Consider the following 13,667-nt stretch of genomic DNA (forward strand, 5'->3'; position numbering starts at 1 on the left):
CGCTACGCGGCCCCGGAATGACGGTCATCATCGGCATATGCGATTGCCCTGCCCTCAAGGGGGAGGGGGACCGACTGGCACCTCCCCCAGGCGCCAATCGTCGATGGTTTCGCGCGGCATGGCCGCCGCAAAGTCTCCCTCCCCCTTGAGGGGAGGGGTTAGGGGTGAGGGTATCGGGCCAGGCGACGCTTGCAGAATTGCCATATCCGATGGCTCCGCCGCCCACTCCCCGGGCCGAAACGGCCGATGGCGCGAGCGCCCTCACAGTGCCCCCACCATCACCTTGAACGCCACCATGCCGGGGTCGTCCATGCCGACCGTGCGTTCGGCGAAGATGCGCGCCCGGCCGATCTTGTTCGGCTTGTCGCGGAATTCTGCCAGCGCCGCGTTCACGCCCTCCCGCGCCGCCGCAAGCAGTTCGGCCGGATCGTCCTTGCCCGCCGCCGCCTTCGCGGCGCCCGACACCGCGTCCATCACCGTCTTGTCGCCGAGGCTCGCCTTGCCGCGCGCCATCATCGCCTCGACCGCCTTGTCCAGGAAGCCCGGCACCTCGCTCCAAGACGCCTCCGTCCTGCCCCTGGTCAGCTTCGCCGCCGCCATCAGGCTGGTGGCGAGCAGCGTGCCGAAGCTCGAGCTCGACACCTTCGACACCGCGCTCGCCGCCTGCATCAGCGCCATGCCGAGGTCGTCGGGCAGATCGCCCTTGATGCGGTCGAGCTCGCGGAACGCCTTCAGCAGCGTGATGCCGAGGTCGCCGTCGCCGATCTGGCCGTCGAGGCTGGTCAGCGCCTCGTGCTCCGTCTCCAGCGCCGCCAGGATGCGGGCGATGGCGGTGCGCAGCGAGCCGGCCGTCAGCGCCATGGTCACACCTTCCAGAAGGCGCAGGCGGCCGGCGCCGTCAGATAATTTTCCAGCTCGCCGTCGAGCGGCAGCACGGTGAGCGAGGCGCCCGCCATCTCCATCGAGGTGGCGTAGCGCCCGACCAGCGGATGGGCGATGGTCAGGCCGGCGTCGCCAAGCCGGTCGGCGATGCGGTTGTAGAGGATGAAAAGCTCCTCCACCGGCGTGGCGCCGAGACTGTTGACCAGCACCGTCACGCGCTCGCCGCGCGGCAGCGCGAGATCCGCCAGGATCGGGTCGAGCAGCGCGTCGGCGATGTCGTTGGCGGCCTTGAGCTTCTCGCGCTTCACGCCGGGCTCGCCATGGATGCCCATGCCGACCTCCATCTCGTCGTCGGCGATGGTGAAGGTCGGCTTGCCCGCCTGCGGCACCGTGCAGGGCGACAGCGCCACGCCCATGGTGCGGCAGCCGTCGGCGGCGCGCTGCGCCACCTTGGTCACGCCGTCGAGGTCCAACCCGGCCTCGGCCGCCGCCCCGGCGATCTTGAAGGTCAGCACCATGCCGGCGACGCCGCGCCGCTTCTCCCGTTCCGCCAGCGGCGCGCTGGCGACGTCGTCGGCCAGGAGCACGGTCGTGCTGGTTATATCGTCGAACTCGACCATCTCGCCGGCCATGTCGAAGTTCATGACGTCGCCGCCATAATTGCCGTAGAGCCTGAGCACGCCTGCCCCGCCATTGGCGGCGCGCATCGCCGCCGCCATCTCGTCGGCCGAGGGCGAGGCGAACACGTCGCCGCAGGCGCAGGCGTCGAGGAAGCCCGGCCCGACATAGCCGGTGAAGATCGGCAGGTGCCCCGAGCCGCCGCCCGAGACGATGCCGACCTTGCCCTGCCGCGGCTCGCCGGCCCGCGCGATCACCCGCGCCGCCCCCTCGACCAGCCGGTAATATTGCGGATAGGCCCGCGTCAGCCCTTTCAGCGTCTCCTCGGCATAACTGAACGGGTCGTTCAATATCTTCTTCAAGGCGGTCCTCCGAAACGATGCCGTGCCCGGCAGACTATTCGCGCGCGCTCTCCCTGAGCTTTTGCGCGTAGACGTTGATCACCAGCGCCGCCAGCAGGATCAGGCCGCGGATCAGGATCTTCAAAAAACTGTCGATCTGGATGTGGTCGAGCCCGTTGTTGAGCACGCCCAGCACCATCAGGCCGATGATGGTGTTGCCGATGCCGCCGCGCCCTCCGAACAGGCTGGTGCCGCCGACCACCACCGCCGCTATGGCGTCGAGCAGGAAGGTGTCGAACTGGTTCTGCTGCGCCGAGCCGAAATAGGCGACGCCGATCATGCCGGCGATGCCCGAGCACATGGCGCAGATCACCATCACAGAGCCGATGATCAGCTTGACGTTGACGCCGGAATATTCGGCCGCCTCGCGGTTGCCGCCGACCATATACACGTAGCGGCCGAAGCGCGTGTATTTCAGCACCAGATGCGCCACCAGCATGAACAAGAGGCAGATCACGATCGACCATTTGACGCCGAGGATGGTGCCGGAGCCCAGCGTGGTGATCAGGTCGGGAAAGTTGTAGGCGATCTGGCCGCGCACCAGCATGGCGGACATGCCGTTGGCGATCTGCATCATGGCGAGCGTCATGATGAAGGAGGGGATGCCGATGCCGGTCACCCCGAAGGCGGTGATCAGCCCCAGCGTGAAACAGGCCGCCAGCGTCAGGATGATGGCGATCCAGCCCTGTACCGGCAGGTTGGCGATGTTCACATAGTCCGGCTGGATGGTGAAATAGGCCACCAGGATGCCGATGGCGTTGGCGATCGCCGCCACCGACAGGTCGATCTCGGCGGTGAGGATCACGAAGGTCAGGCCGACGGCGATGATGCCGGTGATCGAGGCCTGGCTGAGGATGTTCATGAAATTGTCGAAGGTGCGGAAACTCTCGGCCTGGGTCGAGAAGAAGATCACCAGCACGATCAGCGTGAACACCGGCGCGATGTTGCGCATCTGCTCGGCGAGGAACCGCTTCAGCTCGAAGGGTTTTGGGGCCGCCTCGGTTTGCAAGGTCATTTCGAACCAGTTCCCCTCTGCATTGACTTGGATCGCCGGCGAAGCACCCCCTCACCGGCTCGCTTCGCTCGCCACCTCTCCCCTGCTTCGTGGGAGCGAGGAGCGCGGCTTCTACGGTTGGCGCCAGTCCTGCAGCCGGCGCTCCTCTTCCCCGGGCAGGCGGGACAATCGCATGCGAGTTTACCCCCACCCCTAACCCCTCCCCTCAAGGGGGAGGGGAACCGAGTGGCGTCTCCACCGAGCACCAATCGTCGACGGTTTTGCGTTGCATAGCGGCCGCAAAGTCCCCCTCCCCCTTGTGGGGAGGGGTTAGGGGTGGGGGTACCGGACCGAGCGACGCTTCCAGAAGTCCCATATCCGGTTGCCCGGCCCTGCAGGGGGAGAGGTGGCGACCCCGAGCTTGTCGAAGGGGCGCCGGCGAGGGGGTGCTTCAACGCCCGCGCGCGCCCGCCCTCCGGTCCCCGGCTTCGCCCATCACGCCGCATTGAGCAGGTCCGCCTTCTCGATGTGGCCGTGGGTGAACTCCTGCGCCACCACGCCGCGCTTCAGCACGGTCACCCGGTCGGCCAGCGTCAGGATCGTCTCCGGCTCGGTCGACAGCACCAGCACCGCGACCCCCTTGTCGCGCAGCGACTTGACGATGCGGATGACGTCCTCCTTGGCGCCGACATCCATGCCGCGCGTCGGCTCCGACAGGATCAGGACCTTGGGCAGCTCGGTCAGCCATTTGGCCAGCGCCACCTTCTGCTGGTTGCCGCCGGAAAGATTGCCCAGCGCGATGTCCGGCCTGGGCGGGCGGATCTGCAGGTCCTTGATGTGCCGCTCGGTGATCTCGCGCTCGCGCCGCGGCTTCAGCAAGACCTTGTGGATGCGGCCGAGGATGGCGATCGACACGTTCTTGAACACCTGCTCGGTGCGGAACAGCATCATGCCGCGACTCTCCGGCAGGTAGGCGATGCCGGCCTTGCGCGCCGCCGCCGTCGAGCGGAAGTTCACCCGCCTGCCGTCCAGCCTGAGCTCGCCCGCGCTCAGCCGGCCCTTGCCGAACAGCGCCCGCGACAGCTCCACCTGGCCGCAGCCCATGAAGCCGTAGACGCCAGTGATCTCGCCGCTCCTCAGCGTCAGCGAGATGTCGCGGATCATCTGGCCGTCGCTCAGGCCCTTCGCCTCCAGCACCACCTTGCGGGCGTCGTCGCCGGCGAGTTCGGTACTTTCGCCCATATGCATGTCGGCCGAGCCGCGGCCGATCATGTGCGAGATGATACTGTCCTTGGTGAGCGCGCCGGTCTCCTCGGTGATCACCTTGCGGCCGTTGCGGAACACCGTGACGCGGTCGGAGATCGTCAGCACGTCGTCCAAAAAATGCGAGATGAAGACGATGGTGCGCCCTTCCCGCTTCAGCCGCCGCAGCGCCTCGAACAGCCGCGCCACCTCCGGCGGCGACAGCGCCGAGGTCGGCTCGTCGAGGATGATGATCTTGGCGCCGGAGAACAGCACCCGCGACAGCTCGATGAGCTGCTGGATGCCGACCGGCAGGCTGCCCATGCGCGCCGCCGGGTTGATGTCGAGGCCGAGGCTGGCGAGCTGCTTCTTCGCCTCGCGCCGCATGCGCCGCCAGTCGACCACCCCGCCGGCCACCAGCGGCTGGGCGCCGAGGAACACGTTTTCCGCGACCGTCAGGTCCGGCACGATCGACAGCTCCTGGTGCACCATGCCGATGCCCGCCCCCAGCGCGTCGCGCGGCGAGCGGAAATGCACGGTCTGCCCGCCCACCTTCATCTCGCCCTCGAAGCCGTGATAGACGCCGGCGATCAGCTTCATCATGGTCGACTTGCCGGCGCCGTTCTCGCCGACCAGCCCGTGCACCTCGCCTTCGCGCAGATCGAAATCCACCTCGCGCAGCGCATGGATGCCGCCGAACGCCTTCGACACGCCGATCATTTCGAGCAGCGGCGGTTTTTCCCCGGCAGGCAAGGAGGCGTCCAACGTCATGTTACCTTTCGTCTCGCCGCCGGCGCCGCTCCGCCTGTCGGCAGCAGGGCGACCCATGTGAGTTCACCCCCACCCCTGACCCCTCCCCTCAAGGGGGAGGGGACCGGCTTGCGTCTCCGCCACGCGGCAATCGTCGACGGTTTTGCGCGGCATCGCGGCCGCAAAGTCCCCCTCCCCCTTGAGGGGAGGGGTTAGGGGTGGGGGTACCCGGCCGAGCACGCTTCCGGAAACCCCATATGCGATTGCCTGGCCTCCTGAGCTTGCCGAAGGAATGGCGCGAAGATGCCGGCAGGCGGATGAAGGCCGGGCAAAACCTCCCTCACCCGCCATCAGGCCGCTTACATCAGAAAGTTCTTCTGCAGCCACAGATTGCCCGGCGCCGTCTCCGCCGTGATGACCGGGCCGTCGGCCCAGACATATTTCGGCATGTCCTTGCCGGCCTCGCCTCCGGCCACGGCGGCGACGCCCGCGGCGACCGCCCAGCCATGGATGCGCGAGGACGGGTTGCGCACCGTCGCCACCATGGTGCCGTCGAGCACCGCATTGACCGCCGGCGGCATGGCGTCGACGCCGCCGATGACGATGCCGGTGCGGCCCTTGGCCTTCATGACGTTGTGGGCGGCGAGCGCCATGTCGTCATTGTGGAAGAAGGCGCCGGCGATGTCCGGATACTTCGTCAGCAGCGATTCCCAGATGCGGGCGACCTTGGTGACGTCCCAGTCGGCCGGCTGCTCGTCGAGCACCTTGACGTCCGGGAAATTGGCGACGACTTCCTTGAAGCCCTTGGCGCGGCCCTGGGCACCGGAGTGGCCGAGCGCGCCCTGCGTCATGACGACATTACCCTTGCCGCCGATCTTCTTCATGATCTCGTTGGTCACCACCGAGCCCATGAAGACGTTGTCGGGCGCAATGAAGGAGTGCAGCGCGAGCTGGCCTTCCGGCGCCATCATCGTGTCCATGGCGATCACCGGCGTGCCGGAATCGATCACCTTCTTGATAGGGTCGTTGAGCGTGCCGATGCCGAAGGTCTGCAGCGCCACGAAATCCCATTTCTGGGTGGCGAGGTTGTCGACCGCGGCGCGCTGCTTGGTGGCCGAGAGCTCACCGTCGAACCAGGTGATCTCGACATTCATCAGCTTGCCCCAGGCTTCCGCCGCCTGCTTGCCCTGGGCGCACCATGTGGCCTGCAGGCCGGCATTGCCCATGGCCGCCTTCAGCGGCTTTCCGGACGGCTTCAGGTCCTGCGCCAGCGCCGGGTCGAGACCGGCCGAGCCGAGCAGCGCACCGGCCAGCGCCGTCGCTCCGATCGCCTTGAAGACGTCACGGCGCGTTCTGGATTCCTCGATAAGATCGTCGAGCATTTTTTCCTCCCAATGCCGGCGACCGCGCCGGACGACGTTTCCCTTCCCTTCGCGCCGACACTTGCTGGACCGGCCTCCTCCGCCTGCCCGACGGTTTTTCTGCGCGTCCCGAAAAATACGGCTGAAAGCGCCGCTAGGTCAACATGGCGGCGCGGCAAATCGTCAGACAAATCGGAAAATGCCAGCGGCGGTGAAAAATGTTGAATATGTAGCCTGGCGCCGACGCGATCGTTGCAGCCGCTGGCGGGTGGACATTCCGGCGGTGCCCGCGTTCTTTCTCCGCGTCTTCGCGGGGCGACTTCCTACGACCGGCAGGCCAGCGATGCATTCAGCAGCCCCCAGCCGAACACCGGGTCGCGGCCGGGCTCGCCCAGATCCTCGGCGGCGCGCGCCAGGCGTTCGGCGATCACCTGCGGCGTGACCGCCGGGTCGCCGGCCTTCATCAGCGCGACCGCCGCCGTCACGAAGGGCGCGGCGAAGGAGGTGCCGGTCTTCGGCCGCACGCCGCGCACCGAGGCCGCCGTCCACACCTCCACGCCGGGGGCGGCGAGGTCGACATAGTCGCCCTGGTTGGCCCGCCGGTAGACGCGCTTGCCGCGGTCGACCGCCGTCACCGCGATCACCTCGTCATAGGCGGCGGGGTAGACGGGCGCGGCACGCGGCCCCTTGTTGCCGGCGGCCGCCACCAGAATGCTGCCGTCGGCCGTGGCCAGGTCGACGGCGCGCTCCAGCAGCAAATTGCCCGGCCCGGACAGGCTGAGATTGATCACGTCGATGTCGCGCCCCGCCAGAAGGTCGATCGCCCGCACCAGCGTGAACAGGTCGGCGCGGTCGTCGCTGCCGGCGCCGCGATGAAAGGCGTCGACCGCCGTCAGCTTGGCGCCGGCCAGCAGACCCGGCGTGCGCGAGCCGGCCGATCCGACCAGCAGCGCCGCGACGGCGGTGCCGTGCTGGCGTGTCGATTCCGGCAGTTCGCTGCCCTCGGCCAGGCGGACGACGTCGATCTGCCCCTTGGCAAAGGCCTCGTGGTCGGGGTTGATGGCCGTGTCGATCAGGCCGATCGACGCGTCGGCGGGACAACTCCCGGCACTCCCGGCTGCCGGCCAGGCGACCAGCATGTGGTCGGCGCAATGGCCGCCGGCGCATTCGTCCTGCTGCGGCCGGTAGTAGTGGTTGAAGTCGGCCGGCGATTGCGGCGCGGCCGCCCGTACCTCGGCAAGGGCGGCCTCGAGCGTCCGGTCGCCCGGCACGCGCAAGCGCAGCATCTCCGCGTCGAGCAGCCCGACCTGCCGGCGTTCGACGACCGCATAGCCGGAGCCCACGAGCTGATCCAGGACCGGCTGCGGGAGGCCTGCCACGACGATCTCGGAAGGAACGCGCGTCGGCAGCGGCTGCGCAATGCGCGGTGCCGCCCGTCTCGGCCCGGCGCGGCGGGGCGCGGCACGGCGCGGCTGGACCACGCGCCGCGGCGAGAACCAGCGCGGCACGCGCAGGCGCAGCACCGAGCGCGGGCGGTCGTCGTCATCGTCGTCGAAGGCCCGGCCGCCGCTGCTGCGTCCGCCGCCGCCCCCGCCGCCGCCGTCGTCCCCGTCGTCGTCGTCCGCAAGCGCCACCGCAACGCCGGCAAAGCCGGAGACGGTCGGCGACGTCTCGGCGACGGCGGCCGCAAAAAACTGCACGGCGACGAACCAGAGGGCGAGCCGCTTCAGCCTTGCTGTGGTGAAATGGACCATGGCTCACATCTCCGGGTGCGATACGGCAGTCGTTGTGATAGCTCATACGAGCCATCCGGCAAACGCCGATGACGGAAACGCGAGCCCCGCCCCCTTATTCCCGGGCCCCACGGTGGAAAATCCTTCGCAGTGAATTCACGATGAATCAGACGGACGAAACGGTCGAAGGACAGCTCGTCGCCTTCCTGCCCAATCTCAGGCGATTCGCGATCTCGCTCACCGGCTCGCGCGATCTCGCCGACGATCTGGTGCAGACGGCCTGCGAGCGCGCCCTGAACAACGCCGCATCCTTCACGCCCGGCACGCGCTTCGACGCCTGGATGTTCCGCATCCTGCGCAACCTGTGGATCGACCATCTGCGCCGCGGCAAGACCGCCGGCGTCCACGAGGACATCGACGAGCGCCACGATCTCGCCGGCGTGTCCGGCCAGCAGGTGATGGAAGCCCGGCTGACGCTGAGATCGGTCGCGGAAGCCGTCGCCCTGCTGCCGGGCGAGCAGCGCGAGGTGCTGCTGCTGGTCTGCGTCGAGGATCTGTCCTATCGCGACACCGCCGAGCTTCTGGACATCCCGATCGGGACGGTGATGAGCCGGCTGTCGCGGGCACGCAGATTTTTGGCCGAAGCGGCGGGAATTTCGGGAGAAATGGCGCGTTCTTCCGTCGAGAAGGATAAGAAATGATGGGCAGCGCTGCCGAATTCGACGACATCACCCTGATGCGCTACGCCGATGGCGAGCTCGACGCCGCGACGTCGGCCGCGATCGACCGCGCGCTCGAAACCGACGAGGCGCTGGCCGAGCGGCTCGCGCTGTTCATGGAAACGCGCAGCCAGGCCAAGGCCGCCTTCGCCCCGCTGCTCGACGAGCCGGTCCCGGCAGCGCTGGCCAAATCCGTGCAGGCGATGGTGGACCGCAAGCGCTCGGAAACCCAGGATACAGCGCGCGTCCTGCCCTTTGCCGCAAAACCACGCCCGACCCGCTCTCCCTGGCTGCTGCCGCTCGCCGCGTCGCTCGTCGCGGCCGTCGCAGGCGGGTTGGTCGGCTATCAGCTCGCCGGTCCGGGCGAAGAAGAAGGCCGGCTGGCGCTCGGCCGCATCAGCCAGCCCGCTCTCGACACCGCGCTCCTGTCCGCCGCCTCGGGCGACCAGCTCGGCCTCGACGGCGGCTCCGTGCGCATGATCGCGACATTCCGCAATTCCGCCGGCGCGCTCTGCCGGGAATTCGAGGTCGATCCCGCCGGCGGCGACACCGTCGTGTCGGTCGCCTGCCGCCGGGACGGAGCCTGGAACGTCACCTTCGCGGTGGCCGCCGCGGCGGCTTCCTCCGGCTACGCGCCGGCCTCGTCGCTGGAAGCGCTCGAATCCTACCTCACCGCCATCGACGCGCAGCCGCCGCTGCAGCCGGACGAGGAAAAGAGCGCGCTGGCCGAGGCCCGGCAGGCGGACTAAGCAGCTCCAGGCGGAATAAAGCCAGCCCCCGCCCGTTCCTCCCGCGGATCGAAATCGATCCGCACAAGAGGAGCAAGTCCATGAAACCGCATCTGAAAATCTTCTCGATCCTGGTCGCCGGCGTGGCTTCGGTCGCGACCACCGTGGCCGAGGCGAAGCGCCACCAGCCGGTGTTCACCGGGCTGGAGCGGCCGGTGCCGCAGGGAACGAACCGTTCCGACGGCTCGATCATCGTCGCCGGCAACAGCTCGTCCAATTCGTCGAGCAACTCCAGTTCGAACGGCTCGTCCAACTCGAGCTCGAATTCCTCGTCGAACCGATCCTCGAATTCGAGTGCCAATTCGTCTTCCAACCGGTCGTCGAATTCCAGCTCGAACTCGTCGTCGAACCGATCCTCGAATTCGAGCGCCAATTCGTCCTCCAACCGGTCTTCGAACTCGAGTTCCAACTCCTCGTCGAACCGTCCCGAGCACGGCTGGCGCTACTGGCGCTGAGGACAGACAAAGGGCAGCCGGCACATCATGCCGGCTGCCCTTTTTTTTGTTCCTCGGTCGAAAATCGCCGGCTACCGGCTTGCCCGCGCCTCCTTGCGGTACCAGCCGTCGGCGGCCAGCGTGCTGCGATAGACGCGGTCGCGCTCTTCGGCCTCGGCCGCCGTCTCGCTGCGGATCTCCGCCTTCAGGGCCAGCGCGTCGCGGCGGAAGGGGATCACCTGCACCAGCGGGGTTCCCCGCTCGACCGTATGAACGCCGTCGGCGACGGTCATGAAGAACGGAAAATGGATCTCCGCCGTGTAGGTGTCGGTGTCGACGATCCCGGCCACGCATTGGAACGGCTGGTGCGCCCGGTTGAGCGGCGGCACGAACAGGCAGCTCCAGCCCGGCGGAGTGCGGATCGACCAGTGATTGTGGAACTTGCAGGGCGGCGCCGGCTCGCGCGGGTTGCCGGCGACCTGATGCGCGCCGTGGTTGCTCACCATCACCTTGTCGAACTCCCAGCCGGCATTGACCGTGCGGCCCTCGTCGGCCACCTCCAGCCGCACCGTCGCCGCCAGTGGCAGGATCCAGCCGGCGGTCATGGCGTCGAGGAACGGCATGCAGCGCTTGACCGTCAGCCCGTTATTGCCCGGAGCAAGCTGCGCGGCGTCGACGGCCGGCAGTTTCCGGAACCAGTCCGGCAGCACCGTCTTGGCCGGAACGGGCGCTGCGATCACCCCAAAATCCTCTGGCCGGCACAGGAAACGGATGGTGTCGGCGGCTTTTCGATGAAAATGGAACATTGCGCGTCTCCTTCTGTCGGAGAGCGAACGGACGGCGTGCCGGTATATTCCACTGTCGCAAGGTTGCACCGGCAATGCGACCGCCACCGCCGCCGCGGCACCAGCGCCGCATCATGTGGAGAGATAGCGCCGGCAGTGCCGAAGGATGGGCGCAGGCATCGTTTGAGGCGCCAGTACTGCCCCTTCAACGATTACCGGTCAGGACCAGGTTCTCCACGGCGCCCAGCACGCGCGCCGAATTGGCCAGGCTGAAGGTGATCGAGGATTGGACGGTGTCGAGACCGGTTGGTCGACTGCCGACATGACTTTACCCCCTGCCCCTTCCACCATCTGGATAGTACACCGTCAGAAAATTATCCATCGTCGAAATCTTATCTTACGATTCCGACAGATGAACATGTGGTTCTTCTGATGCTGGAACCAATCGCCGCAATGCCGCCGCGCAATGGGCCGGGCTCCCCACGCCACGAGATGACCCGACTTGCTCCGACATATCTGGCGATCGGCGGCGCGGTCGCCTATCCTGGGACATGCTCCTCGCCGGTGCCGTGTCCGGCGGCTACCGGCCGTACCCCGTCGATGACGACAAGGCGACGTTTACCTGGGAGCAGCATGCAGCCGCTATGATGGCCGGGCCTTGTTGCCCGCCCGCGATCGTCCGATAGTCGGTGCTGGCGGCAGCCGCCCCGAAAATGCCTGCATGCGCGAAAAATATCGCTGCTCGAATACCGGAAGCCCGCTTGACCGACGAGACGCCCAGCACCAGAAAACCGAAGGCGCCGAAGGCAGGCTTCCTGCTCGCCGTCGACGCCTGGATCGATTCGACGGTCTACGAGGCCGGGTTCAAGATCGGTCAGGCCTGGGAAGGCCTCACTGTCTTCTTCCGCCGCTTCCGCGCCGAAGGCTGGCGGCGCGGCGCCGTCGAGATCCTGAGCGAAGGGCTGACGCTCGGCGCGGCCGGCTCGGTGGTGATGCTGGCGCTCGCCCGTCCGGCCTTCGTCGAGACCGTCGGGGACTGGCGCAACCAGGGCGACTTCGCCGTCACCTTCACCGACCGCCACGGCACCGAGATCGGCCGGCGCGGCATCATGCAGCGCGATTCCGTGCCTGTCGACGAGATGCCGGACCACGTCATCAAGGCGGTGCTGGCCACCGAGGACCGGCGCTTCTTCGAGCATTACGGCATAGACGTCCTCGGGCTGGCGCGCGCCATGTCGGAGAACGTGCGCGCCAATTCGGTCGTGCAAGGCGGGTCCTCGATCACCCAGCAGCTCGCCAAGAACCTGTTCCTGTCCAACGAGCGCACCGTCGAGCGCAAGATCAAGGAGGCCTTCCTGGCGATCTGGCTCGAGGCGAACCTCTCCAAGAAGGAGATTCTCCAGCTTTACCTCGACCGCGCCTATATGGGCGGCGGCACCTTCGGCATCGCGGCGGCCTCCGACTTCTATTTCGACAAGGAGGTGAAGGACCTGACGCTGGCCGAGGCTGCCATGCTGGCCGGCCTGTTCAAGGCGCCGGCCAAATATGCCCCACACATCAACCTGCCGGCGGCGCGCGCCCGCGCCAATGTCGTGCTCAACAACCTGGTCGACAGCGGCTTCATGACGGAAGGCCAGGTGCTCGCCGCCCGCCTCGGTCCGGCCGACGTGGTCGATCGCGGCAAGGCCAAGAGCCCGGACTATTTCCTGGACTTCGCCTTCGAGGAGGCCAAGCGGCTGGCCGCCCGGTCGGGCGTGCGCTCCATGGTGGCGCGCACCACCATCGACCTCGACCTGCAGCGGGCGGCCGAGGAATCGCTGGAGTTCAACCTGCGCCAGCACGGCAAGGAATACCGCGTCACCGAGGGCGCGATCGTCGTGCTCGACACCGACGGCTCGGTGCGCGCCGTCGTCGGCGGCCGCGACTATGGCGAGAGCCAGTTCAACCGCGCCACCAGGGCGCTGCGGCAGACCGGCTCGTCCTTCAAGCCCTATGTCTTCGCTACCGCCATGGAGCACGGCTTCAAGCCCGATTCGGTGATCTCGGACGGGCCGATCAACTGGGGCGGCTGGTCGCCGCAGAACTACGGGCGCCGCTTTTCCGGCCGCATGACCCTCGCCACTGCCCTGATCCGGTCGGTCAACACGGTGCCGGTGCGGCTTGCCAAGGATCACCTCTCCATCCCGCCGATCAGGGCGATGGTCGAGGCTATGGGCGTCGAGACGCCGCTCAACGGCCACAAGACCATGGTGCTCGGCACCTCCGGCATGACCGTGATGGACCAGGCGACCGGCTACAACACCTTCGCCAATGGCGGCCTTTCAGGCACGCGCCACGCCATCCTGCAGATCACCACCCATTCCGGCGAGATCGTCTACGACTACGGCCGCGACGCGCCGAAGCCGAAGCGCGCGCTGTCGGAGCAGGCGGTCGCCGCGATGAACTCGATCCTCGTGCAGATCCCCGAGATCGGCACCGCGCGCCGGGCAGCCCTGCCCGGCATCCGCTCGGCCGGCAAGACCGGCACGACCCAATCCTACCGCGACGCCTGGTATGTTGGCTTCACCGGCAACTACACGGCGGCCGTCTGGCTCGGCAACGACGATTTCTCGCCCACCCGCGAGATGACCGGCGGCTCGGTGCCGGCGATGGTCTGGCAGCGCCTGATGGCCTACGCCCACCGCGATGTCGAGCTCAAGGCCATCCCCGGCATCGAAAAGCCCTTCGTCGACCCGGAGGTCGCGGCCAAGGCCGCCGAGGCGGAGAAGAAGCGGCTCGCCGAAGCCGCCGAGCAGGCGGCCGAGCGCCCGGCCGTGCTGTCCACCGCCACCGCGCGGCTGTTGCGCGACATGTCGGAGACCTTCCGCAAGACCCCGCCGATCCGGCGGCCGGGCAGGCCGGAGAAGCTGTCGGCGTTGTAGGCCGGCATCACCCATCGACGCTTGCGGTCCCCTCCCCGC

The 13,667-nt window shown here is 67.7% G+C and carries 11 protein-coding genes; 3 read left to right on the forward strand and 8 right to left on the reverse strand.

Features of this window, described 5'->3' with window-relative positions:
* Window positions 1-261 precede the first annotated feature (261 nt).
* From AC5JDC_RS04260 to AC5JDC_RS04285, 6 genes are all read right to left on the reverse strand, one after another.
* The gene (locus tag AC5JDC_RS04260; RefSeq protein ID WP_495839402.1) at window positions 262-861 is read right to left on the reverse strand and encodes a dihydroxyacetone kinase subunit L; all 600 of its coding nucleotides are present in this window, start codon (window positions 859-861) and stop codon (window positions 262-264) included.
* A gap of 2 nt (window positions 862-863) precedes the next feature.
* Window positions 864-1,862, reverse strand: a complete 999-nt coding sequence (locus tag AC5JDC_RS04265) for a dihydroxyacetone kinase subunit DhaK (protein WP_495839404.1) — start codon at window positions 1,860-1,862, stop codon at window positions 864-866.
* Between the two features lie 34 nt (window positions 1,863-1,896).
* On the reverse strand, window positions 1,897-2,916 hold the full coding sequence (locus AC5JDC_RS04270; RefSeq protein ID WP_106775442.1) for an ABC transporter permease: 1,020 nt from the start codon (window positions 2,914-2,916) through the stop codon (window positions 1,897-1,899).
* A 474-nt stretch (window positions 2,917-3,390) separates the two neighbouring features.
* Window positions 3,391-4,908 (reverse strand): sugar ABC transporter ATP-binding protein, encoded by a 1,518-nt coding sequence (locus AC5JDC_RS04275; RefSeq protein WP_495839406.1) that lies wholly within the window; start codon window positions 4,906-4,908, stop codon window positions 3,391-3,393.
* A 338-nt stretch (window positions 4,909-5,246) separates the two neighbouring features.
* Window positions 5,247-6,269: a sugar ABC transporter substrate-binding protein gene (locus AC5JDC_RS04280; protein ID WP_495839408.1), complete on the reverse strand. Its 1,023-nt coding sequence runs from the start codon at window positions 6,267-6,269 to the stop codon at window positions 5,247-5,249.
* A gap of 302 nt (window positions 6,270-6,571) precedes the next feature.
* Complete coding sequence (locus AC5JDC_RS04285) at window positions 6,572-8,002, reverse strand: S8 family serine peptidase (RefSeq protein ID WP_495839410.1); 1,431 nt, start codon at window positions 8,000-8,002, stop codon at window positions 6,572-6,574.
* Between the two features lie 140 nt (window positions 8,003-8,142).
* On the opposite strand from AC5JDC_RS04285, the gene AC5JDC_RS04290 reads away from it, so the two are divergent.
* Both AC5JDC_RS04290 and AC5JDC_RS04295 read left to right on the forward strand, forming a co-directional pair.
* The gene (locus tag AC5JDC_RS04290; RefSeq protein ID WP_495839412.1) at window positions 8,143-8,682 is read left to right on the forward strand and encodes an RNA polymerase sigma factor; all 540 of its coding nucleotides are present in this window, start codon (window positions 8,143-8,145) and stop codon (window positions 8,680-8,682) included.
* On the forward strand, window positions 8,679-9,449 hold the full coding sequence (locus tag AC5JDC_RS04295) for an anti-sigma factor family protein (protein ID WP_495839414.1): 771 nt from the start codon (window positions 8,679-8,681) through the stop codon (window positions 9,447-9,449). Before AC5JDC_RS04290 ends, AC5JDC_RS04295 begins: the two co-directional genes overlap by 4 nt.
* Here AC5JDC_RS04295 and AC5JDC_RS04300 read toward each other — a convergent pair.
* Window positions 9,370-9,897, reverse strand: a complete 528-nt coding sequence (locus tag AC5JDC_RS04300; protein WP_495839416.1) for a hypothetical protein — start codon at window positions 9,895-9,897, stop codon at window positions 9,370-9,372. The genes AC5JDC_RS04295 and AC5JDC_RS04300 overlap by 80 nt on opposite strands.
* Window positions 9,898-10,014: 117 nt before the next feature.
* Complete coding sequence (locus AC5JDC_RS04305; protein WP_495839418.1) at window positions 10,015-10,728, reverse strand: DUF6065 family protein; 714 nt, start codon at window positions 10,726-10,728, stop codon at window positions 10,015-10,017.
* A 740-nt stretch (window positions 10,729-11,468) separates the two neighbouring features.
* Between AC5JDC_RS04305 and AC5JDC_RS04310 the strand changes: the two genes are divergently transcribed.
* Window positions 11,469-13,628 carry a transglycosylase domain-containing protein gene (locus AC5JDC_RS04310; protein ID WP_495839420.1) on the forward strand — a complete coding sequence of 720 codons (2,160 nt, stop codon included), beginning with the start codon at window positions 11,469-11,471 and terminating at the stop codon, window positions 13,626-13,628.
* Window positions 13,629-13,667 lie beyond the last annotated feature (39 nt).

The organism is Kumtagia sp. (genome assembly GCF_059502445.1).